We start from the raw sequence: 25339 nt of genomic DNA on the forward strand, positions 1-25339 counted from the left end.
AAGCCGGACGGGGGTCTATGCGCCCGGCGGAGCGCTGCTCCCCCGGACGACGAGGTCGGGCGGCACGACGAAACGCTCCAGCACCTTCGCCGCGCCCTCCTCGAGCTGCCCGAGAAGCACGTCGATGCTGTGCCGGCCCACTGCTCCGAAGTCCTGCCTGACGGTGGTGAGCGGCGGGGAGAAGAACTCCGACTCCGGGATGTCGTCGAATCCCACGATGCTGATCTGTTCCGGCACCCGCACGCCTTCTTCTGTGAAGGCCCGCAGCACGCCGAGGGACATCTGGTCGTTGGCCACGAAGACGGCGGTGACCTCTCCGGCCATGCCGGCCAGGAGCTTGCCGGCCTCGTAGCCCGAGCGCGGGCTCCAGTCGCCGGACAGGACCTCGGGTATGTCCCGCCCCGCGGCGGACAGGGCGCCGCGCCAGCCCTCGACCCGTCCCTCGGCCTCCAGCCAGTCCTGCGGTCCCCTTATGTGCCACACCGTCTCGTGGCCGAGCTTCAGCAGGTGGTCCGTGGCCAGCCTGGCGCCTTCGGCCTGGTCGACGCAGACGACCGGGACCTGGACGGAGTGCCCGCCCTCCACCGCCACGATCGGGATCCCGGGCGACAGGTCTTCGAGCGCGCCGGCCGCCGACCTCTGCGGGGCGACCACGACGATGCCGTCGACGCCCTGCTCGATCAGGTAGTTGATGGCGTCGCGCACACCGGCCCGGTCGATCGTGCGGAGGCTCACGATGCTGACGAAATATCCCGCGTCCCTGGCAGCCTGCTCGATGCCGTAGACGGTGCTCGCCGGGCCGTACAGGGTGGTGTCGAAACTCACGACGCCCAGCGTGCGCGAGTGCCGGGTCACCAGGGCGCGCGCGACCATGTTGCGGCGGTAGCCGAGCAGGTCGATCGCCTCCAGGACGCGGGAACGCGTCTCGGCCCGCACGTTCGGGTGGTCGTTGAGCACCCGGGAGACGGTCTGGTGCGACACGCCCGCGGCCTTGGCCACATCGGCCATCACCGGTGGGCGTCCCCCCGTGCTTGATCCCACGCGCACTCCTCTCCTTCTTCTCAGAGAACGACTGTGAGCGTTAACAACCGCCAGCGTCAAGAAGGGTTTTTGTTACGTTCCGGTAACGGCCACCTTACACTGGCGAATGCCCCTTGTTACGGCGACGTTATCGGCTTCTATTGACAGTGAGAATGTTAGCGATAACACTACCGAACTCAGGGTCAGACGACTGCCCGGGCTGAGCTCTGCCTTTGCGAACTCCCTCCGGGTCCGCGTCTCCTCGTGCCGCATCCGGCCACCCCCATGCGCAAGGAGAGAAAATGAGATTTCGACGATTGGCGGCGGTGGTCCCCGCCGTGGCCCTCGCTGTGCTCGCGTCGGCGTGCGGTTCCAGCGAGAAGACGGTCGACACACAGGCCACGTCCGGCGACAACACCGGCGCCCTCGTGGGCGTCACGATGCCGACCAAGTCTTCGGAGCGCTGGATCCACGACGGCGACAACGTCAAGGCGGGTCTGGAGAAGCTCGGTTACAAGGTCGACCTGCAGTACGCGGAGAACGACATCCCGACTCAGGTCAACCAGATCGAGAACCAGATCACCAAGGGCGCCAAGCTTCTGATCATCGCCTCGATCGACGGCACCGCGATCACCACGCAGCTGCAGGAGGCCGCGGACAAGAAGATCCCGGTCATCGCCTACGACCGGCTGATCCGCAACAGCCCGAACGTCGACTACTACGCGACCTTCGACAACTTCAAGGTCGGCGTCCAGCAGGCCACCTCGCTGCTGGTCGGACTGAAGCTGAAGAACGAGGACGGCTCGGACGGCTCCGCGAAGGGCCCCTTCAACATCGAGCTGTTCGGCGGCTCCCCCGACGACAACAACGCGACGTTCTTCTTCAACGGCGCCATGTCGGTGCTCCAGCCGCTCATCGACAACAAGACGCTCGTCGTGAAGAGCGGCCAGACGGACTTCAAGACCGTCGCCATCCTCCGGTGGGACCCCGCCACGGCGCAGAAGCGCATGGAGGACCTGCTCACCAAGACCTACAGCGGCGGCACGAAGGTCGACGGCGTCCTGTCGCCCTACGACGGCCTGTCGATCGGCATCCTGTCCGCGCTGAAGAGCAACGGCTACGGCACGGCCGACCAGCCGTACCCGATCGTGACCGGCCAGGACGCCGAGCTCGCCTCGGTCAAGTCGATCATCGCGGGCGAGCAGTACTCCACCATTTACAAGGACACCCGCCAGCTGGCGGACGTCACGGTCAAAATGGCGGATAGCGTACTCAAGGGCGCCACGCCTGAAGTCAACAACACCAAGGACTACGACAACGGCAACAAGGTCGTCCCGTCGTACCTGCTGGAGCCGGTGATCGTGAACAAGACGAACTACCAGAAGGAAGTCGTCGACACCGGTTACTACACCCAGGCCCAGCTCGGCGGCTGACCCGTAACGAGGTGCGGCCCTTGACGGGGGCCGCACCTCCTTCACAGCTCACCGAGAGGCCATGAGCGACAAATGACCGATGACATCCTGCGGATGCGCGGGATCACCAAGACGTTCCCCGGAGTCAAGGCGCTCCAGGACGTGAACCTCTCCGTGCGGCGGGGCGAGATCCACGCGATCTGCGGAGAGAACGGCGCCGGCAAGTCGACCCTCATGAAGGTCCTGTCCGGGGTCTACCCCCACGGGTCGTACGAGGGCGAGATCTCCTTCGACGGGGAGCCCTGCCACTTCTCCGACATCCGCGACAGTGAGCACCGCGGGATCGTCATCATCCACCAGGAACTGGCGCTTGCCCCGCAGCTGTCGATCGCGGAGAACATCTTCCTCGGCAACGAGCAGGCCTCGCGCGGTCTGATCGACTGGAACCGCACCAACGCGGAGGCCGCGGCTCTCCTCGACCGTGTCGGCCTGCGGGAGAACCCGGTCACCACGATCTCCGACATCGGCGTAGGCAAGCAGCAGCTCGTGGAGATCGCCAAGGCGCTGTCCAAGAAGGTGCGGCTGCTCATCCTGGACGAGCCCACCGCCGCGCTGAACGACGAGGACTCCGAGCACCTGCTCGACCTGCTGCGCGGCCTGCGGGACGAGGGCATCACCTGCGTGATCATCTCGCACAAGCTCAACGAGGTCATGGCGATCGCCGACTCGATCACCATCCTTCGTGACGGCCACACGATCCAGACGCTCGACATGGCGACCGGCGAGGTCACCGAGGACCGCATCATCGCCGGCATGGTCGGCCGGGCCCTGGAGAACCGCTTCCCGCCGCACGAGCCGCAGATCGGCGAGGAGGCCCTGCGGATCGAGGACTGGACGGTCTACAGCCCGACGCAGCGCGGCCGGGCGGTCGTCTCCGGCGTCAACATGACGCTGCGGAAGGGCGAGATCGTCGGCCTCGCCGGCCTCATGGGCGCCGGCCGCACCGAGCTCGCGATGAGCGTCTTCGGCCGCACCTACGGCACCAACATCTCGGGCCGCCTGTTCAAAGAAGGACAGCCGATCGAGGCGCGGACGGTGCGCGAGGCGATCCGGAACGGCATCGCGTACGCCACCGAGGACCGCAAGCGGTACGGCCTCAACCTGATCGAGGACATCAAGCGCAACGTCTCGGCGGCCGCGCTGTCGAAGCTCGCCCGCCGGGGATGGGTCAACGACAACGAGGAATACCGCGTCGCGGACGAGTACCGCGGCAGCATGAACATCAAGGCGCCCAGCGTCTCGAGCGTCACCGGCAAGCTCAGCGGCGGCAATCAGCAGAAGGTCGTCCTGGCCAAGTGGATCTTCACGGACGCGGACGTCCTCATCCTGGACGAGCCGACCCGCGGCATCGACGTCGGTGCCAAGTACGAGATCTACACGATCATCAACCGCCTCGCCGACTCCGGCAAGGCCATCCTCGTCATCTCGTCGGAACTGCCGGAGCTGCTGGGTCTGTGCGACCGGATCTACGCGCTGTCGGCCGGCCGGATCACCGGTGAAGTCCAGCGCGGCGACGCGACGCAGGAACGGATCATGCAGTACATGACGAAGGGACTGGACTAGATCCGATGAGCAGCAGCACCTCCCCCTCTGACGCGGCCCTCGCGTCGGGCGCGAAGGACGCGCCCGCACCGGGCACGCCCGGCAGGTCATCGGGCCTGTCGATCAACGTACGGCAGAGCGGCATCTACATCGCCTTCGCGCTGATCGTGTTGCTGTTCACGATTCTCACCGATGGGGCGCTGCTCCAGCCGCAGAACATCTCGAACATCATCGTTCAGAACTCCTACATCCTGATCCTGTCGATCGGGATGATCCTGATCATCATCGCCGGGCACATCGACCTGTCGGTCGGCTCGGTCGTCGCGGTCACCGGCGCCATCGCCGCCGTGTTGATGGTCAACTACGGAGTCCCCTGGCCGCTGGCGCTGCTCATCACGCTGATCGCCGGCGCCCTCATCGGCGCCTGGCAGGGGTACTGGATCGCCTACTTCGGCATCCCCGCCTTCATCGTCACGCTCGCCGGCATGTTGCTGTTCCGCGCGCTCACCCTCACCGTCCTGGGCAACCAGGGCATCGGCCCGTTCCCCGACGCGGTTCGCACCCTGTCGAACGGCTTCACCGACGGCTATCTGGGCAACATCGGCCTCGGCCCGCTGGGCGGCGCCGACCTGTTCAGCCTGCTGATCGGCATCGTGGCGGTCGCGGGCATGGCGATCGCCCAGTGGCGCTCCCGCGCCGCGCGGCTGGGCTACCGCCAGAGCGTCGACTCGATCCCGGTCTTCCTGCTCAAGGTGGTCGTGGCCGCCGCGGTCATCCTCTTCGTGGTCGTGCAGCTCGCCCGGTTCAAGAACCTGCCCTGGGTGCTCGTGCTGCTGGCGGCGCTGGTGCTGGGCTACTCGCTGGTGACCAACCGCGCCGTGTTCGGCCGGCGGATCTACGCCATCGGCGGCAACCTGCAGGCCGCGCTCCTGTCCGGCATCAAGGTCAAGTCGGTCATCTTCTGGATCTTCGTCAACATGGGCGTCCTGTCCGCGATCGCCGGCATCATCTTCGCCGGCCGGCTCAACCAGGCGGGCCCCACCGCGGGCAACTCCTTCGAGCTGGACGCGATCGCGGCGGCGTTCATCGGCGGCGCGGCCGTCCAGGGCGGCGTCGGCAAGGTGGTCGGCGCGGTCACCGGCGGTCTCATCATGGGCGTCATCAACAACGGCATGTCCCTCATCGGCTCGCCGAGTGAGCGGGTCATGCTCGTGAAGGGCATCGTCCTGCTGGCCGCGGTCGCCTTCGACGTGTGGACCAAGCGCCGGGCGGCGAGCGCCAGCCGCTGACCCCGGGCGTACGACGGAAAAGAGGCCGCGGGCCGGGACGTGATCACGTCCCGGCCCGCGGCCTCTTCCGTCTCCCCACCCGGCTTCGAAGTGCGGCTTCACCTGTGGCGTTCAACAGGCGCAAGCCGTCCGCTGCGGTGCACCGGACTTCCGCTCTGTTCAGTCCGCCGTGCTCGCCACGGCGGTGTGACCGGCGAGGTGGGCGGTGGCGTCCAGATCCGCGGCCACCGCGGTGAGTTTCGCCCGGATGGCGGAGATCGCATCCTCACCCAGCGCCAGCCGTAGCGGAGGCTCCGGCAGGTCGAGCGCGTTCAGGACCGCGCGCGCGGCCTTGTCGGGATCGCCGGGCTGGTTGCCGTGCGACGCCGTCAACGAGGCCCGTGTCGGGCCCACCGTGTCCTCGTAGCCGGGGATCGGCACGCTCTGGCGGAGCGCCGATCCGGCGAACCCGGTCCGGAAGGCTCCTGGTTCGACGATGACGACGTCGATCCCCAGCGGCCCGACCTCGGCCGCGAGCGCCTCGCTGGCCTGCTCGAGCGCCCCCTTGGCCGCGCAGTAGGCGCCGGCGCCGGCAAAGGACAGCAGGCCGCCCATGCTGCTGACCTGGATGATCGCCCCGCTCCCCCGCTCACGCATCTGCCGCAGCACCAGCCTGGTCAACCGCAGCGGGGCGTGGAACATCACCTCGAACGCGTCGCGGACCTCCTCTTCCGTGGTCTCCTCGATCGCGCCGACGATCCCGTAGCCGGCGTTGTTGACCAGGACGTCGATGCGGCCGGCGGTCTCGATCGCGCGCCGGCAGGCCGCGGCGTCGCGGACGTCCAACTCGACGACCGTCACCCGGCCCGGGTGCTCGGCGGCCGCCTCGGCCATGGCCCCGGGACGGCGGACCGCGGCGATCACCACGTCACCGGCCGCGAGGGCGGCCCGGGTGAAGGCGGCTCCGAGGCCGCTGTTGGCACCGGTGATCAACCATCGGCGTGGGCTCGGGACGGTGTTCACTGTGGATCCCTTCTCAGCTCGCCTCCGGCCGGGTGCCCAAGGCGATGTGATCACGATGCCCCGCCGCCTCATCTCGAGGTATGGCCCAAAGGTGGAAGATTGGCCTATGGCAGACGCTCTCGACGGACCGGTCCCCGTTCCCCGCCCGTTGCCGGCCGGCGAACCGATGGCGGTCGCCGACTACCGGCGTCTCGTCGGCGTGCTGGAGGCGGTCGACCGGGCCACCGACCTGCGGGAGTTCCAGGAACGGCTGGTACGGGCTCTGCAGCGCTGGTTCGGCTACGCCGGGATCGCGGTGCTGCACGGCGGCACCCTGTACGAGGCCGTCGGAAGCGGCTGCGGTGTCCAGGGCGGCTATTCTCCGCGGTTTCTGGCCGACTACGCCGCCCATTGGGCAGAGTCCGACCCGTTCCGCACCGAGCGGGCCTGTCGGCTGCTGACGGCCGCCGGTGTGGTCACATTGGACGAGGTGGCACAGGATCGGGAGTACGCCGAGCGGTTCCTCCGGCCATACGGGATCACGGGTAAGGCCGGCATGGTGATCGACGGCGGACCGGCCGGTGTGCTGTACGTCGGCATGGCGGTGCGCGACACACCACAGGTGTCCGTCCGCGACCTGGCGGTGCTGCGGACACTGCGGCGCCATCTCGCCCCGCTCGCCGTCGAGCAGCTCGCTCGTCACCGCGAGCAGACGGCCTCCCGCTCCGAGTGGCGGTTGACGCCCCGGGAGTGGGAGGTCGCCCGGCTCGCTGCTCAGGGCCTGACCAACCAGCGGATCGCCGACCGCCTGTTCATCGGGGTCGACACCGTCAAGAAGCACCTCAGCCGGGCCCTGGAGGCGACCGGCTGTGCCAGTCGCGTCGAACTCGCCGCCCGCTGGCGGCGGTGGGAACGTCCCGGTGGGGTGAGGAACGCCGCCGCTACGGCTGACATCCATTCCACGTGACGCCGAGGCTCGACCGACACCCGAACGGCGGAGGCGTCGGCGAGCCGTCGACGTCCATGGTCGGTACGCCTAGGCCGGAATGGCGCCGAGTTGCCGGAGCTGCGACAGGCCGTCGACGACTCCCCAGATCTCGGCGATGCGGCCGCCGGCGAAGCGGATGATGAAGATCTCGTTGTAGGTGACGGATCTGCCGGTGGGCGCGAGGCCCCTGTACTCGCCCTGGTGGGTTCCGGTGACCGTGTTGCGGTAGACGACCTTGTCCCCCTCCGCCACCACGTCCTCGACCGCGACGTGGATGTCGGGGAACGCGCGGAGGAGCACCTCCCACACGTGCTTGAGCGCCTGCGCCCCCGTCGCGCCCATCGGCACCGGCGCGTGGAACACCAGGTCCGGATGGACGACCTCGTCGATCGTCTTCGCGATGAGATCCGCGTCGCGGCTGTTGACGGCGTCGTGGAAGCGGCCGAACGTCGCCTTGTTGCCGGTCGCCTGGTCCGTGGACATGTGGTTTCTCCTCTGGTCGGTACGAAGGTCCGGGTGGGCGGCGCTGCTCCCCGCCCGTCGGGGTCCGGTCACTTCTCGAGGACGGCCTGGATCTCCAGGCTGATCAAGATCACGTCGCCGACCACGACGCCGCCGCCGTCCATCGGGATGATGTGGTCGACGCCGAAGTCGCGCCGGTTGATCTGCGCGGTCGCGGAGAAGCCGGCCCGCTGCCCGCCGAACGGGTCAGGGCCGAACCCGCCCACCTCGACGGCCAGCGGCACCTGCCGGGTGACGCCGTGCAACGTCAGCTCGCCGTCGACGAGCCACTCGTCGACGGCCCGGCGGACGCCGGTCGAGCGGTAGCTCATCGTCGGGTGCTTGTCGACCTCGAAGTAGTCGATGGAGCGGAGGTAGGCGTCCCTCCGTTCGTAGCCGGTGTCGATGGACGCGAGGTCGATCGTCGCGGTGACCGACGAGCTCAGCGGGTCCTCGCCCGTGACGATCGTGACGTCGTAGCCGGTGAACCGGCCGCGCACCTTGCCGACCATGAGGTGCCGGACGGAGAAGCCGACCTCGGAGTGCACCGGGTCGGCCTTCCAGGTGCCGGCCAGGTATCCCGGGATCGCGACGGCAAGCCACTGCGGACCGGCCTGGATGCCGGCGCCGGTGCGGCCGTGCGGCTCAGGCGAATGGGACGAAAGATTGTCGCTCATACCCAGGCGACGAACGAGCGCCCGCCCGGGGGACGGCCCGGATCAGAGATCTTCGAGCCTCCGGGTCAGGAACCGCCGCTCGGGGGTCGAGGCGGCCAGCTCCAGCGCCCGGAGGTACGCCGCCCGGGCCTCGGCGTCCCGGCTGAGACGGCGCAACAACTCTCCGCGGGTCGAGTGGAAGTAGAGGTAGCCGTCCAGGTCGAGGCGGTCGACGGCGCGCAACGCCGTGGCGGGGTCGCCGGCCTGGGCGACCGCCACGGCGCGGTTGAGCTCGACCACCGGGGAGCCGGTGAGCTCGACCAGCCGCCGGTACATCTCGGCGACCTGCGGCCAGTCGATCCGCTCCCGCGTCTGCAGCGACGCGATCGCGGCCTGAACGACATAGGCGCCGCGCCCGCCCAGCGCGAGCGCCCGATCGAGCACCGCCCGCCCCTCCGCGATCTGGTCCTCGTCCCACAACGATCGGTCCTGATCCTCGAGCAGCACGAGGTCCTCGCCCGAGAACCGGGCCCGCCGCCGGGCGTGGTGGATCGTCATCAGCGCCAGCAGCCCGTGCGCCTCCGGTTGGTCCGGCATGAGCGCGGCGAGCACCCGCCCCAGGTGGATGGCTTCCACGCCGAGGTCGACCCGGCCGCGATAGCCCTCGTTGTAGATCAGGTAGATGACGGCGAGCACCGCGTCGAGGCGTTCGGGCAGCCGGTGGGCGCCGGGAACCGCGAACGGGATCCCGGTCGCCTTGATCTTGGCCTTGGCGCGGGAGAGGCGCCGCTTCATGGTCTCCTCGGAGACCAGGAAGGCACGGGCGATCTCGGCGGTCTCCAGGCCCCCGAGGGCGCGCAGCGTGAGCGCCACCTGCCCCTCCAGCGCCAGCGCCGGGTGACAGCACGTGAAGATCAGCTCAAGCCGTTCGTCCTTGATCACGGTGTCGTCGAACTCCTCCATGACGGCGTCGGGCGCGGGCAGCAGGTGGATCTTCTCGGCCAGGGTGCGCTCCCGGCGGATCCGGTCGATCGCCCGGTTCCGGGCCGTAGTCACCAGCCACGCACCCGGGTTGGCCGGCACCCCCGATTCCGGCCAACGCTGCGCCGCGATCGCGAACGCCTCCTGCGCGGCCTCCTCGGCCTTGTCGAAGTCGCCGAGGAACCCGACCAGCGAGGCCAGCACCCGCCCCCACTCGTCCCGGAAGACGGCCTCCAGCGCGCTCAGCGTCGCACCACCGGCCTGACCTCCACCACTCCGCCGAGCCGGACAGCCGGGACGCCTGCCGCCAGTTCGAGCGCCTCATCCAGGTCGGCCGCCTCGATCAGGCAGATTCCGCCGAGCACCTCCTTGGTGTCCGCGAACGGACCGTCGGTGATCAGCGTCCGCCCTCCGACGACGCGTACGCTGGTCGCCGTCTCGGCGGGATGCAACTGCGTGGCGCCGACGCACCGCGGGTCGTCGGCCAAGGCGTCGTACTCGGCGTACGCCGTCTCAATGTCCGCATCCGACAGCGCCTCGTAGAAGCCGGGCGCGTTGTAGATCAGCAAGGCGTACTGCATCTCGACCTCCGGAGGCAAGTGGGCTCTCACATGTACGACGAACGAGCGGCGGCGCGGGGGACACGATCGGGCCCGCGTTTCAGGGACAGCCGAGACACTAGTCGCCACTGCGGCCGCCGAGACGGTGAGCCCTCACCGCCGCCATGGAAGCGCTGCCCCTCCCTGGCACCCGCAGTGGGCGACTTGGCGAAACATTGCACCGGCATGACTTTGGGCGGATGGCCACGAGGTGACATGCGTCGCATGATCGGTTTGCGACTGTTTTTGCTTCTTGTGTCGTTTGGTGTGGGCGGCAACGCGGTGTGAGACCAGGATCGGACCTGCGTGATGGATACGGATGTGTACGACCACATAGTGGTGGGCGCCGGGAGCGCAGGCTGTGTACTGGCAGCCCGGCTGTCGCAGGACATCGGTAGGCGGGTGCTGCTGGTGGAGGCGGGCGGCCCGCACTCCGCCGAGACCGCGGAGAAGATCGCGTCACCGCTCGCGTGGCCCGAGTTGCTGGACAGTGCTGCCTGCTGGGGCGACACCACGGTCACCCAACGGGCGACCGGTACCTCCACGCTCATCGCTCGTGGCCGCGGACTGGGTGGCTCGTCCGCCATCAACGCCATGATGTTCGCGCGAGGCCACCGTTCGGGTTACGACGCCTGGGAAACGGCCGGCTGGGCCTACGCCGACCTGCTCCCCTACTTCAGGCGCTCGGAGACGGCGCCTCATCGTGATCCCGCGGTGCGCGGTACGGACGGACCGCTCACGCCGAGACCCGCGGACCCGCTCAGCCCGCTGATCCTCGCCGGCCTGGAGGCTGCGGCGCAGTGCGGCCATCCCACTGCGCGGGACCTGAGCTCGGGGTTGGAAGAGGGCTTCGGACGCCCCGACTGGAACATCGTCGCCGGCAGGCGGCAGAGCGCCACGGACGCCTACCTCACCTCCGCCGTGCGCGCACGGGCGAACCTGCACATCATCGATGGAGCCCTGGTGCACCGGCTGCTCATCGAGCAGGGCCGATGCACCGGCGTCGTCTACGCGCCGCCCGACGCCCCGGGCACCCTGGTGACCGTGCGCTCACGCCGTGACGTGGTCCTGACAGCCGGCGCCTTCGGCTCCGCGCAACTCCTCCTCCTTTCGGGAGTGGGACCGCGAGAACATCTGCGCAGCCTCGGCATTCCCGTCGTGCACGACGCGCCGGAGGTCGGCGCGAACCTCCGGGACCACCCGATCAGCAATCTCGTGTACCGCGCGGCCAAGCCCCTGGCCCCGGGCGACCAGCGCGGCGAGGTATGGGGGTTCTGCCGCTCGCCCTACGCGACGGACGGTCCCGACCACCAGATCCTCCTGGTCGACGCGCCCGGCCACCGCTCGCACGGTCTGGGCCGGACATATTCCATATCCGTCATCCTCGCGCGGCCCGCCAGTCGCGGGACCGTACGGCTCGCGAGCGCCGATCCGCTCACCCGGCCCCTGATCGACCCGCGGTACCTGCAGGACGGCGACGACCTCAAGATCATGACCGCGGGCGTGCGGGCTGCACGCCGCATCGGCTCCGCGCCCGCCCTCGCCTCCTGGTGCCACTCGGAGGTCGCCCCCGGCCATGAGGTGGACACGGACGAGGAACTCGCCACGTTCGTCCGGGACAACCTGGGAAGCATCAACCATCCTGCCGGCACCTGCCGCTTGGGAACGGACGAGCAGTCCGTCGTCGACACCGCGCTGCGCGTACGCGGCGTCGACGGGCTACGCGTCGCCGACGCCTCCGTCATGCCGGGCGCCCTGGTCGGCTTTCCCCACGCCACCGTCTACGCGATCGCCGAACGCGCCGCGCAACTGGTGCGCGACGCGCCGGCTCCCTAGTGCGTGTGAGCCGGGGACGTCTCGTCCGATCGGGTGCGAGCCTTCGACGTCCGGAGCATCGACACCACGGCTGCGAGCGCGAGCACGAACAGCACACCACCGGCCAGGTACGCGACGCGGTAGCCGTACAGGTAGCCCTCCAGCAGCCTCGTTCGAGGCACGCCGCCGGACGCGGGGTCGTCCGGGGCGAAGTAGGCGGCCAGGGCCGAGACGTACAGGGTGTTGAGCAGCGCCGGGCCGAGTGCGCCGCCGATCTGCTGAGACGTGCTCAGCATCGCACTGGTCACCCCGATGTCATGCGGAGCGACTCCGGCCAGGGCGACGTTGGGCACGGCCAGGAAGAATAGGCCGAGGCCCAGACTTGTCACGATCTCGGCGGGCAGCGCACCGCTGACGTACGACGAGGACGCGTCGATGCCGGTCAGCCAGAACATCCCCACGGCGGCCACGGCGATCCCGCCGGACATCAACGCCCTGGCGCCCAGGCGCGTCACCAGGCCCGACCCCAGCGTCGAGGCGGCGATGACGCCGGCGCTGAACGGGAGGTACGCCAGCCCCGCCTGGATCGGCGTGTAGCCGAGATTGACCTGGAAGTAGAAGGTCAGGAAGAGCAGCATGCCGAACATGCCCGCGCCGATCAGCACGGAGGCCAGGAACGATCCGCCGCGGTTGCGGTCGAGCACCACCCTCAGCGGCAGCAGCGGATGCGTGGCGCGCTTCTCGACGACGACGAAGGCGACCAGCAGGGCGGCCGCGGCCGCGAGCAGTCCCAGTGTCGAGGGCGCGAGCCAGCCCGTTCCTTCGGCGGCCCGGGTGAAACCGTAGACGAGGGCGACCAGGCCGCCTGTGACCAGAAGGGCGCCGGGCACGTCGTAGTGGCGTTCGCCGTCGGCGCGGCTTTCCCGCACGACCGGCAGCGCGGACGACGCCGCCGCGATCGCGATGGGGACGTTGACGAACAGGCACCAGCGCCAGTCGGCGTACTCCGTCAGCACACCGCCCAGGATCAGCCCCACCGCTCCCCCGCCGCCCTGGATCGCGCCGTAGATCCCGAACGCCTTCGCGCGTTCCCGCGGCTCGGTGAAGGACACAGTGATCAGCGACAGCGAGGCCGGAGCGAGCAGCGCGGAGAACCCTCCCTGCAGGGCACGGGCGGCGAACAGAAGCCCCGCACTCGGCGCGAGGCCCCCGAGCATGGAGGCGGCGGCGAAACCGAGCAACCCGATCACGAACACGCGTTTGCGACCGGCGAAGTCGACGACGCGGCCGCCCAGCAACAGGAGCCCGCCGAAGGCGAGCGCGTAGGCCGTCACGACCCACTGCCGGTCCGCGTCGGAGATGCCCAGGTCGATCTGGGCGCGCGGAAGTGCGATGTTGACGATGGACACGTCGAGCACCACCATCAGCATCGACACACAGATGACCGCCAGTGCGAGCCATCGGCGGGGGTCGGGACCCGCGCCCGCCCGCTCCGTGTCGGCGGGACTGCTTTCGGTACTCATCGGTGATTCCTTACAGATGACAGCGGACGCGCATACGAGATGCGCGAGGGATGTGCGGGGGGGCGCGCGGCCGGGCCGGATGCTCCGGGCGAGGGCACAGCCGAAGGTGTCCCAAGACGCCGCAGTCCTGCAAATCCTCATGCTGTTTCAGCAAGGCAGGTCATCTCCGCAGGCCGCGCGACGGACGCGCGATCACCGCGGGCGCGCGTGTCCGACAAGCTCGGGGATCAACCCGAACGCCAGCAGGTCCTGGGGCGTGACCGCGGACAGGACGTCCCGCTCCCTCCGGGCCGCGGAGCGCCACGCCGAACCCCTCGCGGCAGCCGGACGACATCCCCTTCCACGGCGGCGTCGCACTGATCGTCAGCGGCCCGATCCTGCCGTCCCAGGCTCCACGAATTGCGAATATGCGTAATTCACTTCATCATGAGGTGAGATCAGTCGTGACCGAGATCGAGGACGTGACGTGAGCGGGCCATTCGCTGCTGCGATCAGAGAGCGGGCACGTTCAGCGCGTACGGCGCTGGAACGGGCGCGCCGTGAGCATGATGTCGACGAGATGCTCGTCGCTGAAGGAGAGTGGGACGACGTGGTACGGCTTGCTCGGGCGCATGGCGTCGAGCTCGGCGACGAGGACGCCGAATCGGGCGAGGAGACGGCACTGTGATGTCGGTTCCGCTGTACGAGGCCAAGGCTGAGCTGTTCCGGCTGCTCGGGCACCCGGTACGGATCCGTGTGCTGGAGTTGCTGCAGGACGGGCCGATGCCCGTGCGAGAACTGCTGGCCGCCATCGAGGTCGAGCCGACCGGGCTGTCGCAACACCTGGCCGTGCTGCGCCGTTCAGGGATGGTCACCGCTCACCGCGAGGGCTCCACCGTGTTCTATGCCCTCGCCGGCGGCGACGTCGCCGACCTGCTGAAGGCGGCCCGCAAGCTCCTGACGCAGAAGCTCACCGGGCAGAACGAGCTATTGAGCGAGCTGCTCGGCACGGAGACCCGCGTCCGATGACCACTGCGTTCGGCTCGGGCTTGGCCCGAGTTCGCTCGGTGCTGCCTGAGCGCGCCGAGTTCGCCGCGATGGGCCGCCGTCCCCGCCGCGACCTGCTGGCCGGGCTCACCGTGGCGATCGTCGCATTGCCGCTGGCGCTCGGATTCGGCATCTCCTCTGGCATGGGCGCCGCAGCCGGCCTGGCCACCGCGGTGGTCGCCGGGGCGCTCGCGGCCGTGTTCGGCGGTTCCCGCCTGCAGGTCTCAGGCCCCACCGGCGCGATGACGGTGGTACTGGTTCCGATCATGCACCAGCACGGCGCCTCCGGCGTGCTGACAGTCGGCGTGCTCGCCGGACTGCTGCTCATCGCGCTCGCGCTGGGTCACGCGGGCAAGTACATGGCTCTGGTCCCGGCTCCCGTCGTTGAGGGCTTCACGATCGGCATCGCCTGCGTGATCGGTCTGCAGCAGATCCCCGCTGCCCTCGGCGTACCGACACCGGAAGGCGACAAGGTCACCGTCGTGGCCTGGCACGCCGTCCGAGACTTCCTCGCGCAGCCACACTGGTGGGCTCTGGCCATCACCGCCGCAGTCGCCTCGCTGATGCTGGCGGGCGGCCGCTGGCGGCCCACCTTTCCCTTCTCGCTGGTCGCCGTCGCCCTCACCACCGTCATCGCCGCGCTGGCTGATCTGCCGGTGACACGGATCGGCGAGCTGCCCGCCGGGTTGCCCGTCCCCTCCTTGGCATTCCTGGACATGGGCGCGCTGCCTTCACTGGTGGCTCCCGCGGTGGCGGTCGCCGCACTGGCCGCGCTGGAATCGTTGTTGTCCGCCGCCGTCGCCGACGGCATGAGCGTCAATCACAAGCACGACCCTGACCGGGAGCTGTTCGGTCAGGGCCTGGCCAACCTGGCCGCCCCGTTGTTCGGGGGCGTCCCGGCCACCGGAGCCATCGCGCGCACCGCGGTCAACGTCCGCTCGGGTGCCCATTCCCGCCTGGCGGCTCTGGCCCATGCCGGCATCCTGGCCGTGATCGTTTTCACCGCCTCCGGCCTGGTCGCCCACATCCCGCTCGCAGCGCTGGCCGGTGTCCTGCTGGCCACCTCCGTCCGGATGGTGGAGGTCGGCTCGGTCAAGGCCATGGTCCGCTCCACTCGCGGCGATGCGATGGTCCTGGTGCTGACCGCGGTCGCCACCTTGGCGCTCGACCTGGTCCAGGCCGTCATCCTCGGCCTGATCGTGGCCGGCGCACTCGCCCTGCGCAGCATCGCACGTGATGTCCGCCTCGACACGACGCCGATCCACCCCGACCTGCCCGGCGACCACACCGAGCAGGAACACGCCCTGCTCGCCGAGCACATCGTGGCCTACCGCCTGGACGGCCCGCTGTTCTTCGCCGCGGCCCACCGGTTCCTGCTGGAACTGTCAGAGGTGGCCACCGTCTCCGTCGTGATCCTGCGCATGTCCCGCGTGACCACGATCGACGCCAGCGGTGCCCTGGTCCTGGGCGACGCCATCCAACGGCTGGAACGGCGCAACATCACGGTCTACGTCTCCGGCATCCGCGACGGCCACCACCAGCCGCTGCACGCCCTTGGCGTCATCGCCCGCCTCGACCAGGCCGGCCAGGTCTTCGCCACCACTCCAGAGGCGATCTCCGCCGCCCGGGACCGGCTCCACCACGCCGGAGTCCTCACCCCCGTCGCGCGCGACGCCGTCCCGAGCTGAAATGGTCCGCGGCTGGTCCGGTCGTGAACGACTGCTTCACCCGGTGCCGACGAGTGGGCGTCAGGCGGACTTCTGCCCGCGCCCCCGCCGGCCGTCCGGCCGTCGCCGCGGCACCAGGGTCGGATTGACGTTGTCGAGCACGGTGTCGCGGTCGATGACGACCCGGGCCACGTCGTCCCTGCTCGGCACCTCGTACATCACGTTCAGCAGGATCTCCTCGAGGATCGCGCGGGCCGCCCGCGCGCCCGTACGGCGGAGCAGCGCCTGGTCGGCGATCGCGGCGACGGCGTCTTCGGTGAACTCGAGTTCGACGCCGTCGAGTTCGAAGAGCCTCTGATACTGCTTGATCAGCGCGTTGCGCGGCTCGGTGAGGATCCGCGCCAGCGCCGTCCGGTCCAGCGGACGGAACGTGGAGACCACGGGAAGGCGCCCGACGAGCTCGGGGATCAGCCCGAACGCCAGCAGGTCCTGGGGCATGACCTCGGCGAGGACGTCCCGCTCCTCGGGGCCGCGAAGCACCGCGCCGAACCCCGCGCCGTCACGGGCCGTCCGCCGCTCGACGATCGGCTCAAGGCCCGCGAACGCGCCGCCGACGATGAACAGCACGTTGGCCGTGTCGATCTGGAGGAACTCCTGGTGCGGGTGCTTGCGACCGCCCTGCGGGGCGACGTTCGCCGTCGTGCCCTCCAGGATCTTCAGCAGCGCCTGCTGCACCCCCTCGCCGGAGACGTCACGGGTGATCGACGGGTTCTCACCCTTCCTGGCGATCTTGTCGATCTCGTCGATGTAGACGATGCCGGCCTCGGCCCTGGCGATGTCGTGGTCGGCGGCCTGAACGAGCCTGAGCAGGATGTTCTCGACGTCCTCCCCCACGTAGCCGGCCTCGGTCAGGGCCGTGGCGTCGGCGACGGCGAACGGGACGTCGAGCATCCGGGCGAGGGTCTGGGCCAGCAGGGTCTTGCCGCATCCGGTCGGGCCGATCAGCAGGATGTTGGACTTGCCCAGCTCGACCTGCTCACTCCCCCCGGCCCCGGGACGGATCCGTTTGTAGTGGTTGTAGACCGCCACGGAAAGGGCCTTCTTGGCGTCGTCCTGGCCGATGACGTACTGGTCGAGGAACGCGTGGATCTCCCGCGGCTTCGGCAGGTCCCGTGGCTCGTCGGCGGCGCGTTCCCCGAGTTCCTCCTCGATGAGCTCGGTGCACAGGCCGACGCATTCGTCGCAGATGCAGATCCGGCCGGGGCCCGCGATGAGCTTCCTGACCTGTGAATGGCCTTTTCCGCAGAAGGCGCACTTCAGCGGGTCGTGATCGGTGCGTGCCACGGGAGGAGGTCTCCTCAGGGATCGTGCGGACGGGTTCAGAGGGTGACGGGAAGCGACGTCAGCCGCCACGTCCCCGGGTCGAGGGCGCGGACGTCGCCGAAGGCGCTCCCCGGCGCCAGGCCGGGGAACCGGCTCAGCAGTGAGGTCAGCGCGACCTCCGTCTGCACCCGGGCGATGGACGCCCCGAGACAGAAGTGCGGGCCGTGGGAGAAGCCCAGGTGGCCGGCTGTCCCCGCCGGCCGCCTGACGTCGAGTCGGTCCGGGTGGGCGTACGCGCGCGGATCGCGGTTGGCGGAGGCGACCGCGGCGGTCACGGCGTCGCCCTTGTGTATCAGCGTGCCGTGCAGTTCGACGTCCTGCGTCGCGAAGCGCGGGATGGCCAGCAACGTCGGGCCGCACCAGCGCATGAGCTCCTCGACGGCGCGCGGCATGAGCGCGGGGTCCTCGCGCAGCGCGGCGAGCTGCCCGGGGTGCCCGAGCAGGGCGTGCACGGCGTTGGCGATGAGGTTGGCCGGGGTCTGACCGGCCAGGACCAGGTTCCAGACGAGCGTCACCATCTCGGTCTCGCTGAGCCGGTCGCCGTCCTCGGCGTGCGCGCGGATGAGGTCCGACAACAGGTCGTCGGCGGGCTCTTCGCAGCGGCGTGCGATCGCCGCCTTGGCGTCCTCCACGATGCCGGGGACGGCCGACGCGAACCCCTGGCCGGAGCCCGCCATGATCGTGGCGCCGTACTCGCGCCAGCGGGGCCGGTCGGGCTCGGGTATGCCGACCAGTTCGCAGATGACCTCCATCGGCAACGGCCGCGCGAAATGCCGCAGCAGGTCCACCTCGCCGTCATCGGCGTCGCCGGGCAGGCCGTCGAGCAGGGCGCCGACGACCGGCTCGATCCGGGGCCGGAAGTCCGCGGCCCGGCGCGCGGTGAACGCCGGCGCGACCAGCCTGCGCAGACGCAGATGTTCGTGCCCGTTCATCTCGGCCATCGACCGCATGTACGGCAGGCAGTCCTCGGGCACGTCGGGGCGGATGAAACTGCTCGCGTTCAGCTCGAACCGCGGGTCGGCCAGCAGCGTCCGGGCGTCCTCGTGCCGCGTGACGGCCCACATCCCGCCGAATCCCGGGGCGGTCAGCCGCGCGACGGGCGAGTGCTCCCTGGCCTCGTCGTACACGGCGAAGGGGTCGCGCATCACCTCGGCGTCCGACAGATCGATCTCCGGGACCCCGCTCACTTCCCGGCTGACACCGGCCATGGACGCTCCAGTTTCCGAATGGTGTGATCAGATGATCTCATCATGTGAATGGCAACGGTATCTTGCTCCGGGACGTACGGCAATGCCGGGAGAACGGACGGCAACGCCGGAAGAGGGGGACCATGAGCCGGCTCACCAGAGCGGAGACCCAGGAGCGCAACCGCGCCAAGGTGCTGGCCGCCGCGAGAGCCGAGTTCACCGAACGGGGCTTCCGGGACGCCAAGATCGACGGCATCGCCGAACGGGCCGAGCTCACCCGCGGCGCGGTGTACTCCAACTTCCCCGGCAAGCGGGCCCTCTACTTCGCCGTGCTGGCCGACCTGGCCGAACGGACGCCCGAGCCGTCGCATCCCGAGCCCGGCCGCACGCCCCGGGACGCGCTCGGGGCGTTCGCCCGCGCCTGGGTGACCCGGTTCCCCCTCGCCACGGACGACCGGCACGGCATGGCCGCGCTGGGCAGGGACCTGATGCCCGAGGTCCTCGCCGACGAACGTGTCCGGCGTCCGTTCGCGCAGCTCATGAAGCTCGACGCGATCCTGCTCGGCCTCGCCCTCGAACAGCTCGGCCCGCGAAGGACGCCCGATGCCCGCCTGGTGCGCACCGCGGAGGTCGCGCTCACGACCCTGCACGGCGCAGGCCAGATGGCCGCCGCCGCACCCGGTTTCGTCGAGCCCTTCAACATCGTCAGCGCGTGTGAGCGACTCGCGGACCTCGACCTGGGCGACCGGTGGCCGCCCCCGCCGATGATCCCTCCGACCCGGGCCGCGGACGAGCCCTGGGCGCCGCCGCCCGCGGTCGACCTGGTACGCGGTGAAGCCGCACGGCTCACGAGAGACGGCGTGGTGACGATCCTGGGGCTGCACCGCGCCGCCGCCGCCGAGGACGCGGTCCGCGCCGCGGCGGCGGGCGCCGACGTCACCGCCGTCCTCGTCACGAGTTCGCCGGGCGAGTTGGCGCCCCTGGCACGGCTGGTCGTCGCCGACCTGTGCGTGTGCCTCCACCAGGCGTTCCCGATGGCGGCGTGGCCGCGCCTGCAGGTGGTGTGCGACGAGACGGGCGCCCTCGCCGAGGCGGCGGGCGTACCGGCGGTCAGCGACGCGACCGAGACCGCCGTCCGCGTCGAGTCGGGCCGCGTCGTCGCCCGCGCCGAAGGGTTCGGCGCGGGCCACGCGGCGGCGACGGTCTCGCCTGGCTAGCCCGCGAGCTTCTTCATCGACGAGACCGACCAGGTCAGCGTCAGAGCGCCGAGCGCCAGGGTGAGACCGAAGGCGAGCGGGATCGAGCCGTCGGTGAAGTCGCCGTCGAACAGCGAACGGCCCGCCTCGACCGCGTGGTAGAGCGGGTTGAAGTGTGCGACCGTCTGCATCCACTGCGGCGCCAACGACATCGGCAACATGATGCCGGTGAGCAGGATCAGCGGCAGCGCGAAGAACTGCATGATCTGGCTCATCCCGTTCTCGTCCCGCAGCGCGAGCGCCAGGCCGTACGAGAGCCCGGACGCGAGCAGGCCGGTCGCCGCCATGAGCACGAGCATCACGAGCACGCCGGGAGCGCTGGCCCGCATGCCCATCAGCCAGGCCAGGCCGATCACGAGGAGCGCCTGCAGGACCAGCACGATCATGTCGCGCATGGTGCGGCCGAGCACGATCGCCGGCCGCCACGCCGGGCTGACCGCCAGCCGCTCGAGGTAGCCGTTGCGGATCTCGTTGATCATGCCGAAGCCCACGAACAACGATCCGAAGAGGGCGATCATCATCAGCACGCCGGGCGTGAACAGCCGGAGCGTGTCGCCCATCGTGCCGCCGACGGTGGTGTTGGCCACGAGCGGCGCGAACAACAACAGGTAGAGCACGGGCTGGAGGATGCCGAACAACGGCCACACCGGATTGCGCAGGGTGAGCCTGAGCTCGTAGCCGAGGAACAACATCGTGTGTCGGAACATCGGGGGTCCAATCGGTTCTCGTCGGGGTCCTGGAGTCTCAGTCGGCGTCGCGGAGCGATCGACCGGTGTGACGCAGGAAGACGTCGTCGAGCGTCGCCCGGTCGAGTGAGATGGACTGGATGCCGAGCCCGCCGGCCTCCAGGGCGCGCAGCAGGTGGGGAAGGTTGTGCTCGCCGTCGTCGACGTAGACGCGCAGCGTCTCGTCCTCGGTGCGCACGTCCTTAACGTACGGCTCCGCGGTGAGGAGCGCCTGTGCGGGCTCGTTCGCGGCCTCCCCCAGCCTCAGGGTGACGACGTCGCCCGCGATCTCCTTCTTCAGGTCGTCGGGCGTGCCCTCGGCGACCACCAGGCCGTGGTCGATGATGACCAGCCGGTCGCAGAGCGCGTCGGCCTCCTCCAGGTAGTGCGTCGTCAGCAACACGCTGGTCCCCTGCTTGCGCAGCGCGCGGACCTCGTCCCAGAGGTTGGCCCGGTTCTGCGGGTCGAGACCGGTGGTCGGCTCGTCGAGGAAGAACAGCGGCGGCCGGTTCACGAGCCCGATGGCGAGCGCGAACCGCCGCTTCTGGCCCCCGGAGAGCGTCTTGATCGGCCGATCGGCGAACTCGGTCAGGCTGAACGCGGTGAGCAGCTCCTCGCTGCGGGCCTCCGCCTGCTTGCGTGACATGCCGCCGAGCCGCGCGGCGAGGACGATGCCGTCGCGTCCCGGAGAGTTCTCGTCCACTCCGCCGGCCTGGCCGACGTAGCCGATGTTCTCCCGCACCTTGCCGGGCTCCCTGGTCACATCGTGGCCCGCGACGACGGCGGTCCCCGACGTGGGCGGGATGAGGGTGGCGAGCATCCTGATCGTGGTGGTCTTGCCCGCACCGTTCGGGCCGAGCACGGCGAAGATCTGGCCCTCCTCGACCTCCAGATCGACACCCCTGACCGCCTCGACCTGCTCGGTCTTGCCGCGTCCCCGTTTGGCGGTGAACGTCTTGCGCAACCCGTGCGCTTCGATGATCACGTCTTCCTCTCCGTTCTCAGAGCCCTCGCGCCGTCAGCCGTCACTGACGCGGAGGGGGTGGATGGGCGATGGCCGGCGCCTGGTGTGGGCGAGGGCCGGCCGGCCCTGCCAAGTCTGGATCCTCCGGCACGGGAAGAGTCAACCGATTTACGGCCAGATCCGTCCATGAAATCGGCCCGCACGGTGAGGTGATCCCCTTAACTTCCCTAACACTCCCATTCATGTCATCATCTTAGGGAAGTTAAGCGACAAGAGGGTGTTGCGGTGTCCGATCAGCTCTATTCGGTGGACCAGGTGGCCGACCTCCTGGGCCTCCACGTGAAGACCGTTCGCGGCTACGTGCGCGACGGCCGGTTGAAGGCGGTCCGCATCGGCGGCCGGCAGTACCGGATCGCCCGCGACGACCTCGAGGCGTTCACCGGACATCCGGTGGCCACGCCGGCGCGGGAGGACGCGCCGCGCCACCGGCGCACCGAGGTGACCGGAATCGTGCAGATCGACGCCGTCGATCCGACCACGATGAACCGCCTGAGCACCATGATCACGGCTGCCGTCGCCCATCCCCACGACGGCGAACGCCTGCACATCGAGATCGTCTACGACGAGGAGAGGGCCGGCATGAAGATCATCATCGTAGGCGGCCTGGACACCACCGCCGACCTGCTCAAAATCATCAATGTGATCGCGGACGAGCGGCCATGAGCTCCCTCTACACCTCGGCCGACGGCGCACGAGCCGTGGAGCGGCGATACCGCGAATACCTGGACGACTGGCCGGTGCCCGGCGAGCAGTCGCGCGTCCCGACCCGGGAGGGCGAGACGTTCGTCATGTCCTGCGGGCCGCGGGACGCCCCGCCTCTCGTGCTGCTGCACGGGTCGAGGGCGAACGCGGCGATGTGGGCGGCGGACGCCGCCGTCTGGTCCGCCCACTTCCGCGTCCACGCCGTCGACATGATCGGCGAACCGGGTCTCAGCGCGCCTTCACGGCCCGCGCTCAGGTCGGACGCCTACGCGTTGTGGCTCGACGACGTGCTGGAGGAGCTGCACGTCGAGCGCGCGTCACTGGTGGGAGTCTCGCTCGGCGGATGGCTGGCCGTCGACTACGCGACCCGGCGCCCGGAGCGGATCGACCGTATGGCGCTGCTGTGCCCCGGCGGCATCGGCCGGCAGAAGTACGGCGTGCTGCTCGCCGCCGTACCGCTGGCGCTGTTCGGGCGGCGTGGGCGGCGGACCCTCATGCGGCTCGTCCTCGGTGTCCGCCCGTCCGCGGAACAGAGCGCGGATCCGGAGCGGGACCGGTCGTTCGCGGACTTCGTGATGCTCATCGACAGGCATTTCAGGCCGAGGAGGGATCGGCTCCCCGTCTTCGCCGACGACACGCTCCGGCGGCTGACGATGCCCGTCCTGGTGATCGCCGGCGGCAGGGACGCCCTGCTCGACTCGTACGGCACCCGCCGGCGGATCGCGCGGAACGTGCCGCACGCGACGGTCGACCTCCTTGAGGACGCCGGGCACCTCCTGCAAGGGCAGACCTCGCGGATCCTCGGGTTCCTGCGGGCGACGGAGAGGAACCGCGACCATGGCTGACTCACTTCGGCACCTCGGCGGCGTCCCCGTCCTCGTGTGCGAGCCGGAGGGGCCGGTCCTGCGCGGCGAGCGTGAGGCGCTCGACCTCATCGGGGAGGCGTTCGGCGCGGGCGCCGAATGGGTCGCGGTCCCGGCGAGCCGGCTCGGCGAGGAGTTCTTCCAGCTGCGCACGCGCGTCGCCGGCGACATCATCCAGAAGTTCGTCAACTACCGGCTGGGCCTCGCCGTCCTCGGTGACGTGTCACGGCACACGGCCGGGAGCTCCGCCCTCCGCGACTTCGTGTACGAGAGCAACAGGGGCGCGCAGACGTGGTTCGTCCTCGACGCCGAGAGCCTCGCCGACCGGCTGGCGCGGACCGCTTCCGCCGACGGCGCAGGAGGCTGACGGACCCGCGGGCCTGGACGGAGACCGCGAAGCCGTCCCCCGTGGCCGGTCGACTGTGGCGGGTCGACCGCGGGGGACGGCTTCACCGGCGTCACCGCGACGCGGCGTGCCGGCTCCGGACATCTCTCAGGCGGCCGACGCGCGGAGCGGCGCGAGGGCACGGCTCCAGGCGACGAGCTGGTCGAACAGGGTCGTGAGGTTGTCCTCGTGGTAGGCCGCGGGGGTGAAGATGTGGTAGTTCTCAAAGTCCGTCGCCAGCGACAACGCCACCTGCGCACGCACGTCCGCGATCTGCAACTCGCCCATGATCAGGCGAAGGTGCTCCACCGCCCGGGCGCCGCCGACGGAGCCGTAGCTGACGAAGCCCGCCGCCTTGTTGTTCCACTCGCCGTACAGGAAGTCGATGGCGTTCTTCAGCGCACCGGACGTGGAGTGGTTGTACTCCGGCGTCACGAAGATGTAGCCGTCGAACTGGGCGATCTTCGCGGCCCATTCGTGGGTGTGCGGCTGGGAGTACTGGCCCAGCGACGGGGGGATGGCCTCGTCCAGGTGGGGCAGGTTGTAGTCCTTCAGATCGACAAGCTCGAACTGGGCGTCGGTGCGCTTGCTCGCCTGCTCGAGGACCCACTTGGCAACGGCCTCGCCGTTGCGGCCGGGCCGGGTGCTTCCGAGAATGATCGCGATTTTGGTCACGGGAAACATGCACTTTCTTTGAGATCGGGACTTGCGCTCGCCCGCCCGGGGAAACAAAAGGGCAGCTCAGGGCGGCACTCCCAAACTAGTTGCTGAGCTAAATAAACAGTAGCACGGTTGTTGCTTCGTCAAGTAAATAGCAAGGAAGTAGACTGCTCGGTGTGGCAGCCACAGACGTCCAACCCCTGTCAGCCGGCGAAGAGACCGCCTGGCGAGCTCTGGCTCACGCGCTCGTCCTTCTTCCGCGCGCCCTGGACGCCGACCTCATCGCCGGTCACGGCATGAGCCTCAGCGAGTACGGCGTACTGGTCCAGCTCTCCGAGGCGCCCGACCGGCAGCTCAGGATGAGCGAACTGGCGATGATGAGCAGTTTCACCCCCGCCGGCATGACGCGCATCGTCGACCGGCTCGTCGCCCAGGGATTCGTCGAGCGCCGCAAGTGCGCAGCGGACGGCAGAGGGTCGTTCGCGGTGCTCACCGATGCCGGTCTCCGTCGCCTCGAGAACGCCTACCCGACTCATCTCGCGAGCGCTCGCCGGCACGTCATGGACCACATCGACCCGGCCGACCTCGACGCGTTCGTCCGCATCATGTCCGCGGTGAGCAAGTCGGCGGCGGGCTGATCCGGGGCCCCGTCACATCTCGTCGTCGACGGCCTCGCCGGCCGGTTCGCTCGTGCCCGGATTCATCAGGGCGCACCGGTCGAACGCCAGGCAGCCGCAGCTCGCGCAACCTCCGAACACCTCGCGGGCGCGCTCCAGCCTGGAGATCCGGTCGTCGAGATGCGTGCTCCAGCACCGGGCGGCCCTGATCCAGAACTCCCTGGTCGGAGCGGCGTCCTCGGGAAGGATCCCGAGGACCTCCCCGATCATCGCGAGGGGCACACCCGCGTTCCGCGAGGCCCGGATGAACGCGATCTTTCCCACCGCCGCGCGGCCGTACCTGCGCTGGTTCCCGGGAGTGCGGCGGCTGCGGAGCAGTCCCTGCCGCTCGTAGAACCGCAGCGCCGTCGCCGGTACGCCGCTGTGCAGGGACAGCTCGCCGATCGTGAGCTCGTCGACCTCTCTCGGTGACACGCG

General features: G+C 69.7%; 26 protein-coding genes. 13 read left to right on the forward strand and 13 right to left on the reverse strand.

The window, feature by feature from the left end; translation table 11 throughout:
• Positions 1 to 15: 15 nt before the first annotated feature.
• The gene (locus Pph01_RS08435) at positions 16 to 1008 is read right to left on the reverse strand and encodes a LacI family DNA-binding transcriptional regulator (RefSeq protein ID WP_204072547.1); all 993 of its coding nucleotides are present in this window, start codon (positions 1006 to 1008) and stop codon (positions 16 to 18) included.
• A gap of 314 nt (positions 1009 to 1322) precedes the next feature.
• Here Pph01_RS08435 and chvE point away from each other — a divergent pair, with 314 nt between their 5' ends.
• From chvE to mmsB, 3 genes are all read left to right on the forward strand, one after another.
• Positions 1323 to 2453 carry a multiple monosaccharide ABC transporter substrate-binding protein gene (chvE, locus tag Pph01_RS08440; protein ID WP_204072436.1) on the forward strand — a complete coding sequence of 377 codons (1131 nt, stop codon included), beginning with the start codon at positions 1323 to 1325 and terminating at the stop codon, positions 2451 to 2453.
• Between the two features lie 72 nt (positions 2454 to 2525).
• Complete coding sequence (gene mmsA / locus Pph01_RS08445; protein WP_204072437.1) at positions 2526 to 4055, forward strand: multiple monosaccharide ABC transporter ATP-binding protein; 1530 nt, start codon at positions 2526 to 2528, stop codon at positions 4053 to 4055.
• 5 nt (positions 4056 to 4060) lie between these two features.
• Positions 4061 to 5323: a multiple monosaccharide ABC transporter permease gene (mmsB, locus tag Pph01_RS08450; protein ID WP_204072438.1), complete on the forward strand. Its 1263-nt coding sequence runs from the start codon at positions 4061 to 4063 to the stop codon at positions 5321 to 5323.
• A gap of 159 nt (positions 5324 to 5482) precedes the next feature.
• Here mmsB and Pph01_RS08455 read toward each other — a convergent pair whose 3' ends face one another.
• Positions 5483 to 6325, reverse strand: coding sequence for an SDR family NAD(P)-dependent oxidoreductase (locus Pph01_RS08455; RefSeq protein WP_239116524.1), 843 nt, complete (start codon positions 6323 to 6325; stop codon positions 5483 to 5485).
• Between the two features lie 106 nt (positions 6326 to 6431).
• On the opposite strand from Pph01_RS08455, the gene Pph01_RS08460 reads away from it, so the two are divergent.
• Positions 6432 to 7271, forward strand: coding sequence for a helix-turn-helix transcriptional regulator (locus tag Pph01_RS08460; RefSeq protein WP_239116525.1), 840 nt, complete (start codon positions 6432 to 6434; stop codon positions 7269 to 7271).
• A 69-nt stretch (positions 7272 to 7340) separates the two neighbouring features.
• Here the strand turns inward: Pph01_RS08460 and Pph01_RS08465 are convergent, their stop codons facing one another.
• The 4 genes from Pph01_RS08465 to Pph01_RS08480 form a co-directional block, all read right to left on the reverse strand.
• Positions 7341 to 7775 (reverse strand): ester cyclase, encoded by a 435-nt coding sequence (locus Pph01_RS08465; protein ID WP_204072441.1) that lies wholly within the window; start codon positions 7773 to 7775, stop codon positions 7341 to 7343.
• 68 nt (positions 7776 to 7843) lie between these two features.
• Positions 7844 to 8470, reverse strand: a complete 627-nt coding sequence (locus tag Pph01_RS08470) for a YceI family protein (protein ID WP_204072442.1) — start codon at positions 8468 to 8470, stop codon at positions 7844 to 7846.
• 42 nt (positions 8471 to 8512) lie between these two features.
• The gene (locus tag Pph01_RS08475; RefSeq protein WP_239116526.1) at positions 8513 to 9634 is read right to left on the reverse strand and encodes an RNA polymerase sigma factor; all 1122 of its coding nucleotides are present in this window, start codon (positions 9632 to 9634) and stop codon (positions 8513 to 8515) included.
• 38 nt (positions 9635 to 9672) lie between these two features.
• On the reverse strand, positions 9673 to 10011 hold the full coding sequence (locus Pph01_RS08480; RefSeq protein ID WP_204072443.1) for a YciI family protein: 339 nt from the start codon (positions 10009 to 10011) through the stop codon (positions 9673 to 9675).
• Between the two features lie 339 nt (positions 10012 to 10350).
• On the opposite strand from Pph01_RS08480, the gene Pph01_RS08485 reads away from it, so the two are divergent.
• Positions 10351 to 11865 (forward strand): GMC family oxidoreductase, encoded by a 1515-nt coding sequence (locus Pph01_RS08485; RefSeq protein WP_204072444.1) that lies wholly within the window; start codon positions 10351 to 10353, stop codon positions 11863 to 11865.
• Here Pph01_RS08485 and Pph01_RS08490 read toward each other — a convergent pair.
• Positions 11862 to 13367 carry an MFS transporter gene (locus Pph01_RS08490; RefSeq protein ID WP_204072445.1) on the reverse strand — a complete coding sequence of 502 codons (1506 nt, stop codon included), beginning with the start codon at positions 13365 to 13367 and terminating at the stop codon, positions 11862 to 11864. The two genes, Pph01_RS08485 and Pph01_RS08490, sit on opposite strands and share 4 nt — an antisense overlap.
• 466 nt (positions 13368 to 13833) lie before the next feature.
• Between Pph01_RS08490 and Pph01_RS08495 the strand changes: the two genes are divergently transcribed.
• Genes Pph01_RS08495 through Pph01_RS08505 form a run of 3 tightly spaced genes read left to right on the forward strand, consistent with a single transcriptional unit; the run spans position 13834 to position 16081 of the window.
• Positions 13834 to 14034 (forward strand): hypothetical protein, encoded by a 201-nt coding sequence (locus Pph01_RS08495; RefSeq protein ID WP_204072446.1) that lies wholly within the window; start codon positions 13834 to 13836, stop codon positions 14032 to 14034.
• Positions 14034 to 14375, forward strand: a complete 342-nt coding sequence (locus Pph01_RS08500; protein WP_204072447.1) for an ArsR/SmtB family transcription factor — start codon at positions 14034 to 14036, stop codon at positions 14373 to 14375. The genes Pph01_RS08495 and Pph01_RS08500 overlap by 1 nt, the downstream gene beginning before the upstream one ends.
• On the forward strand, positions 14372 to 16081 hold the full coding sequence (locus Pph01_RS08505; RefSeq protein WP_204072448.1) for a SulP family inorganic anion transporter: 1710 nt from the start codon (positions 14372 to 14374) through the stop codon (positions 16079 to 16081). Before Pph01_RS08500 ends, Pph01_RS08505 begins: the two co-directional genes overlap by 4 nt.
• Before the next feature lie 60 nt (positions 16082 to 16141).
• Here Pph01_RS08505 and clpX read toward each other — a convergent pair whose 3' ends face one another.
• Entirely contained in the window at positions 16142 to 17404 is a 1263-nt protein-coding gene (clpX, locus tag Pph01_RS08510) for an ATP-dependent Clp protease ATP-binding subunit ClpX (RefSeq protein WP_204072449.1), read from the reverse strand.
• Positions 17405 to 17439: 35 nt separating this feature from the next.
• Positions 17440 to 18651 carry a cytochrome P450 family protein gene (locus Pph01_RS08515; protein WP_239116527.1) on the reverse strand — a complete coding sequence of 404 codons (1212 nt, stop codon included), beginning with the start codon at positions 18649 to 18651 and terminating at the stop codon, positions 17440 to 17442.
• A 122-nt stretch (positions 18652 to 18773) separates the two neighbouring features.
• Between Pph01_RS08515 and Pph01_RS08520 the strand changes: the two genes are divergently transcribed.
• Positions 18774 to 19847: a TetR/AcrR family transcriptional regulator gene (locus Pph01_RS08520; RefSeq protein ID WP_204072450.1), complete on the forward strand. Its 1074-nt coding sequence runs from the start codon at positions 18774 to 18776 to the stop codon at positions 19845 to 19847.
• On the opposite strand, the gene Pph01_RS08525 is transcribed toward Pph01_RS08520, so the two are convergent.
• Both Pph01_RS08525 and Pph01_RS08530 read right to left on the reverse strand, forming a co-directional pair.
• Positions 19844 to 20593 carry an ABC transporter permease gene (locus tag Pph01_RS08525; RefSeq protein ID WP_204072451.1) on the reverse strand — a complete coding sequence of 250 codons (750 nt, stop codon included), beginning with the start codon at positions 20591 to 20593 and terminating at the stop codon, positions 19844 to 19846. The two genes, Pph01_RS08520 and Pph01_RS08525, sit on opposite strands and share 4 nt — an antisense overlap.
• Positions 20594 to 20630: 37 nt before the next feature.
• The gene (locus Pph01_RS08530; protein WP_204072452.1) at positions 20631 to 21596 is read right to left on the reverse strand and encodes an ATP-binding cassette domain-containing protein; all 966 of its coding nucleotides are present in this window, start codon (positions 21594 to 21596) and stop codon (positions 20631 to 20633) included.
• A gap of 264 nt (positions 21597 to 21860) precedes the next feature.
• Between Pph01_RS08530 and Pph01_RS08535 the strand changes: the two genes are divergently transcribed.
• The 3 genes from Pph01_RS08535 to Pph01_RS08545 are packed head-to-tail and all read left to right on the forward strand — an operon-like array spanning position 21861 to position 23567.
• A complete protein-coding gene (locus Pph01_RS08535; protein WP_204072453.1) occupies positions 21861 to 22298 on the forward strand; it encodes a helix-turn-helix domain-containing protein in 438 nt (145 codons plus the stop codon).
• Positions 22295 to 23182: an alpha/beta fold hydrolase gene (locus tag Pph01_RS08540; RefSeq protein ID WP_204072454.1), complete on the forward strand. Its 888-nt coding sequence runs from the start codon at positions 22295 to 22297 to the stop codon at positions 23180 to 23182. Before Pph01_RS08535 ends, Pph01_RS08540 begins: the two co-directional genes overlap by 4 nt.
• A complete protein-coding gene (locus Pph01_RS08545; RefSeq protein WP_204072455.1) occupies positions 23175 to 23567 on the forward strand; it encodes a DUF4180 domain-containing protein in 393 nt (130 codons plus the stop codon). Before Pph01_RS08540 ends, Pph01_RS08545 begins: the two co-directional genes overlap by 8 nt.
• A 126-nt stretch (positions 23568 to 23693) precedes the next feature.
• On the opposite strand, the gene Pph01_RS08550 is transcribed toward Pph01_RS08545, so the two are convergent.
• Positions 23694 to 24260: an NADPH-dependent FMN reductase gene (locus Pph01_RS08550; RefSeq protein ID WP_204072456.1), complete on the reverse strand. Its 567-nt coding sequence runs from the start codon at positions 24258 to 24260 to the stop codon at positions 23694 to 23696.
• Positions 24261 to 24421: 161 nt separating this feature from the next.
• Here Pph01_RS08550 and Pph01_RS08555 point away from each other — a divergent pair, with 161 nt between their 5' ends.
• Entirely contained in the window at positions 24422 to 24883 is a 462-nt protein-coding gene (locus Pph01_RS08555) for a MarR family winged helix-turn-helix transcriptional regulator (protein ID WP_204072457.1), read from the forward strand.
• A 12-nt stretch (positions 24884 to 24895) separates the two neighbouring features.
• Here Pph01_RS08555 and soxR read toward each other — a convergent pair whose 3' ends face one another.
• Positions 24896 to 25336: a redox-sensitive transcriptional activator SoxR gene (soxR, locus tag Pph01_RS08560; RefSeq protein ID WP_204072458.1), complete on the reverse strand. Its 441-nt coding sequence runs from the start codon at positions 25334 to 25336 to the stop codon at positions 24896 to 24898.
• Positions 25337 to 25339: the final 3 nt, after the last annotated feature.

This window comes from Planotetraspora phitsanulokensis (genome assembly GCF_016863295.1).
Lineage (GTDB): Bacteria > Actinomycetota > Actinomycetes > Streptosporangiales > Streptosporangiaceae > Planotetraspora > Planotetraspora phitsanulokensis.

Bases quoted from the DNA above. Each gene is read 5' to 3' on its own strand.
- Pph01_RS08435 (WP_204072547.1), bottom strand. From the start codon at position 1,008: ATGGCCGATGTGGCCAAGGCCGCGGGCGTGTCGCACCAGACCGTCTCC.
- chvE (WP_204072436.1), top strand. From the start codon at position 1,323: ATGAGATTTCGACGATTGGCGGCGGTGGTCCCCGCCGTGGCCCTCGCT.
- mmsA (WP_204072437.1), top strand. From the start codon at position 2,526: ATGACCGATGACATCCTGCGGATGCGCGGGATCACCAAGACGTTCCCC.
- mmsB (WP_204072438.1), top strand. From the start codon at position 4,061: ATGAGCAGCAGCACCTCCCCCTCTGACGCGGCCCTCGCGTCGGGCGCG.
- Pph01_RS08460 (WP_239116525.1), top strand. From the start codon at position 6,432: ATGGCAGACGCTCTCGACGGACCGGTCCCCGTTCCCCGCCCGTTGCCG.
- Pph01_RS08465 (WP_204072441.1), bottom strand. From the start codon at position 7,775: ATGTCCACGGACCAGGCGACCGGCAACAAGGCGACGTTCGGCCGCTTC.
- Pph01_RS08470 (WP_204072442.1), bottom strand. From the start codon at position 8,470: ATGAGCGACAATCTTTCGTCCCATTCGCCTGAGCCGCACGGCCGCACC.
- Pph01_RS08480 (WP_204072443.1), bottom strand. From the start codon at position 10,011: ATGCAGTACGCCTTGCTGATCTACAACGCGCCCGGCTTCTACGAGGCG.
- Pph01_RS08490 (WP_204072445.1), bottom strand. From the start codon at position 13,367: ATGAGTACCGAAAGCAGTCCCGCCGACACGGAGCGGGCGGGCGCGGGT.
- Pph01_RS08500 (WP_204072447.1), top strand. From the start codon at position 14,034: ATGTCGGTTCCGCTGTACGAGGCCAAGGCTGAGCTGTTCCGGCTGCTC.
- Pph01_RS08505 (WP_204072448.1), top strand. From the start codon at position 14,372: ATGACCACTGCGTTCGGCTCGGGCTTGGCCCGAGTTCGCTCGGTGCTG.
- Pph01_RS08515 (WP_239116527.1), bottom strand. From the start codon at position 18,651: ATGGCCGGTGTCAGCCGGGAAGTGAGCGGGGTCCCGGAGATCGATCTG.
- Pph01_RS08520 (WP_204072450.1), top strand. From the start codon at position 18,774: ATGAGCCGGCTCACCAGAGCGGAGACCCAGGAGCGCAACCGCGCCAAG.
- Pph01_RS08525 (WP_204072451.1), bottom strand. From the start codon at position 20,593: ATGTTCCGACACACGATGTTGTTCCTCGGCTACGAGCTCAGGCTCACC.
- Pph01_RS08540 (WP_204072454.1), top strand. From the start codon at position 22,295: ATGAGCTCCCTCTACACCTCGGCCGACGGCGCACGAGCCGTGGAGCGG.
- Pph01_RS08545 (WP_204072455.1), top strand. From the start codon at position 23,175: ATGGCTGACTCACTTCGGCACCTCGGCGGCGTCCCCGTCCTCGTGTGC.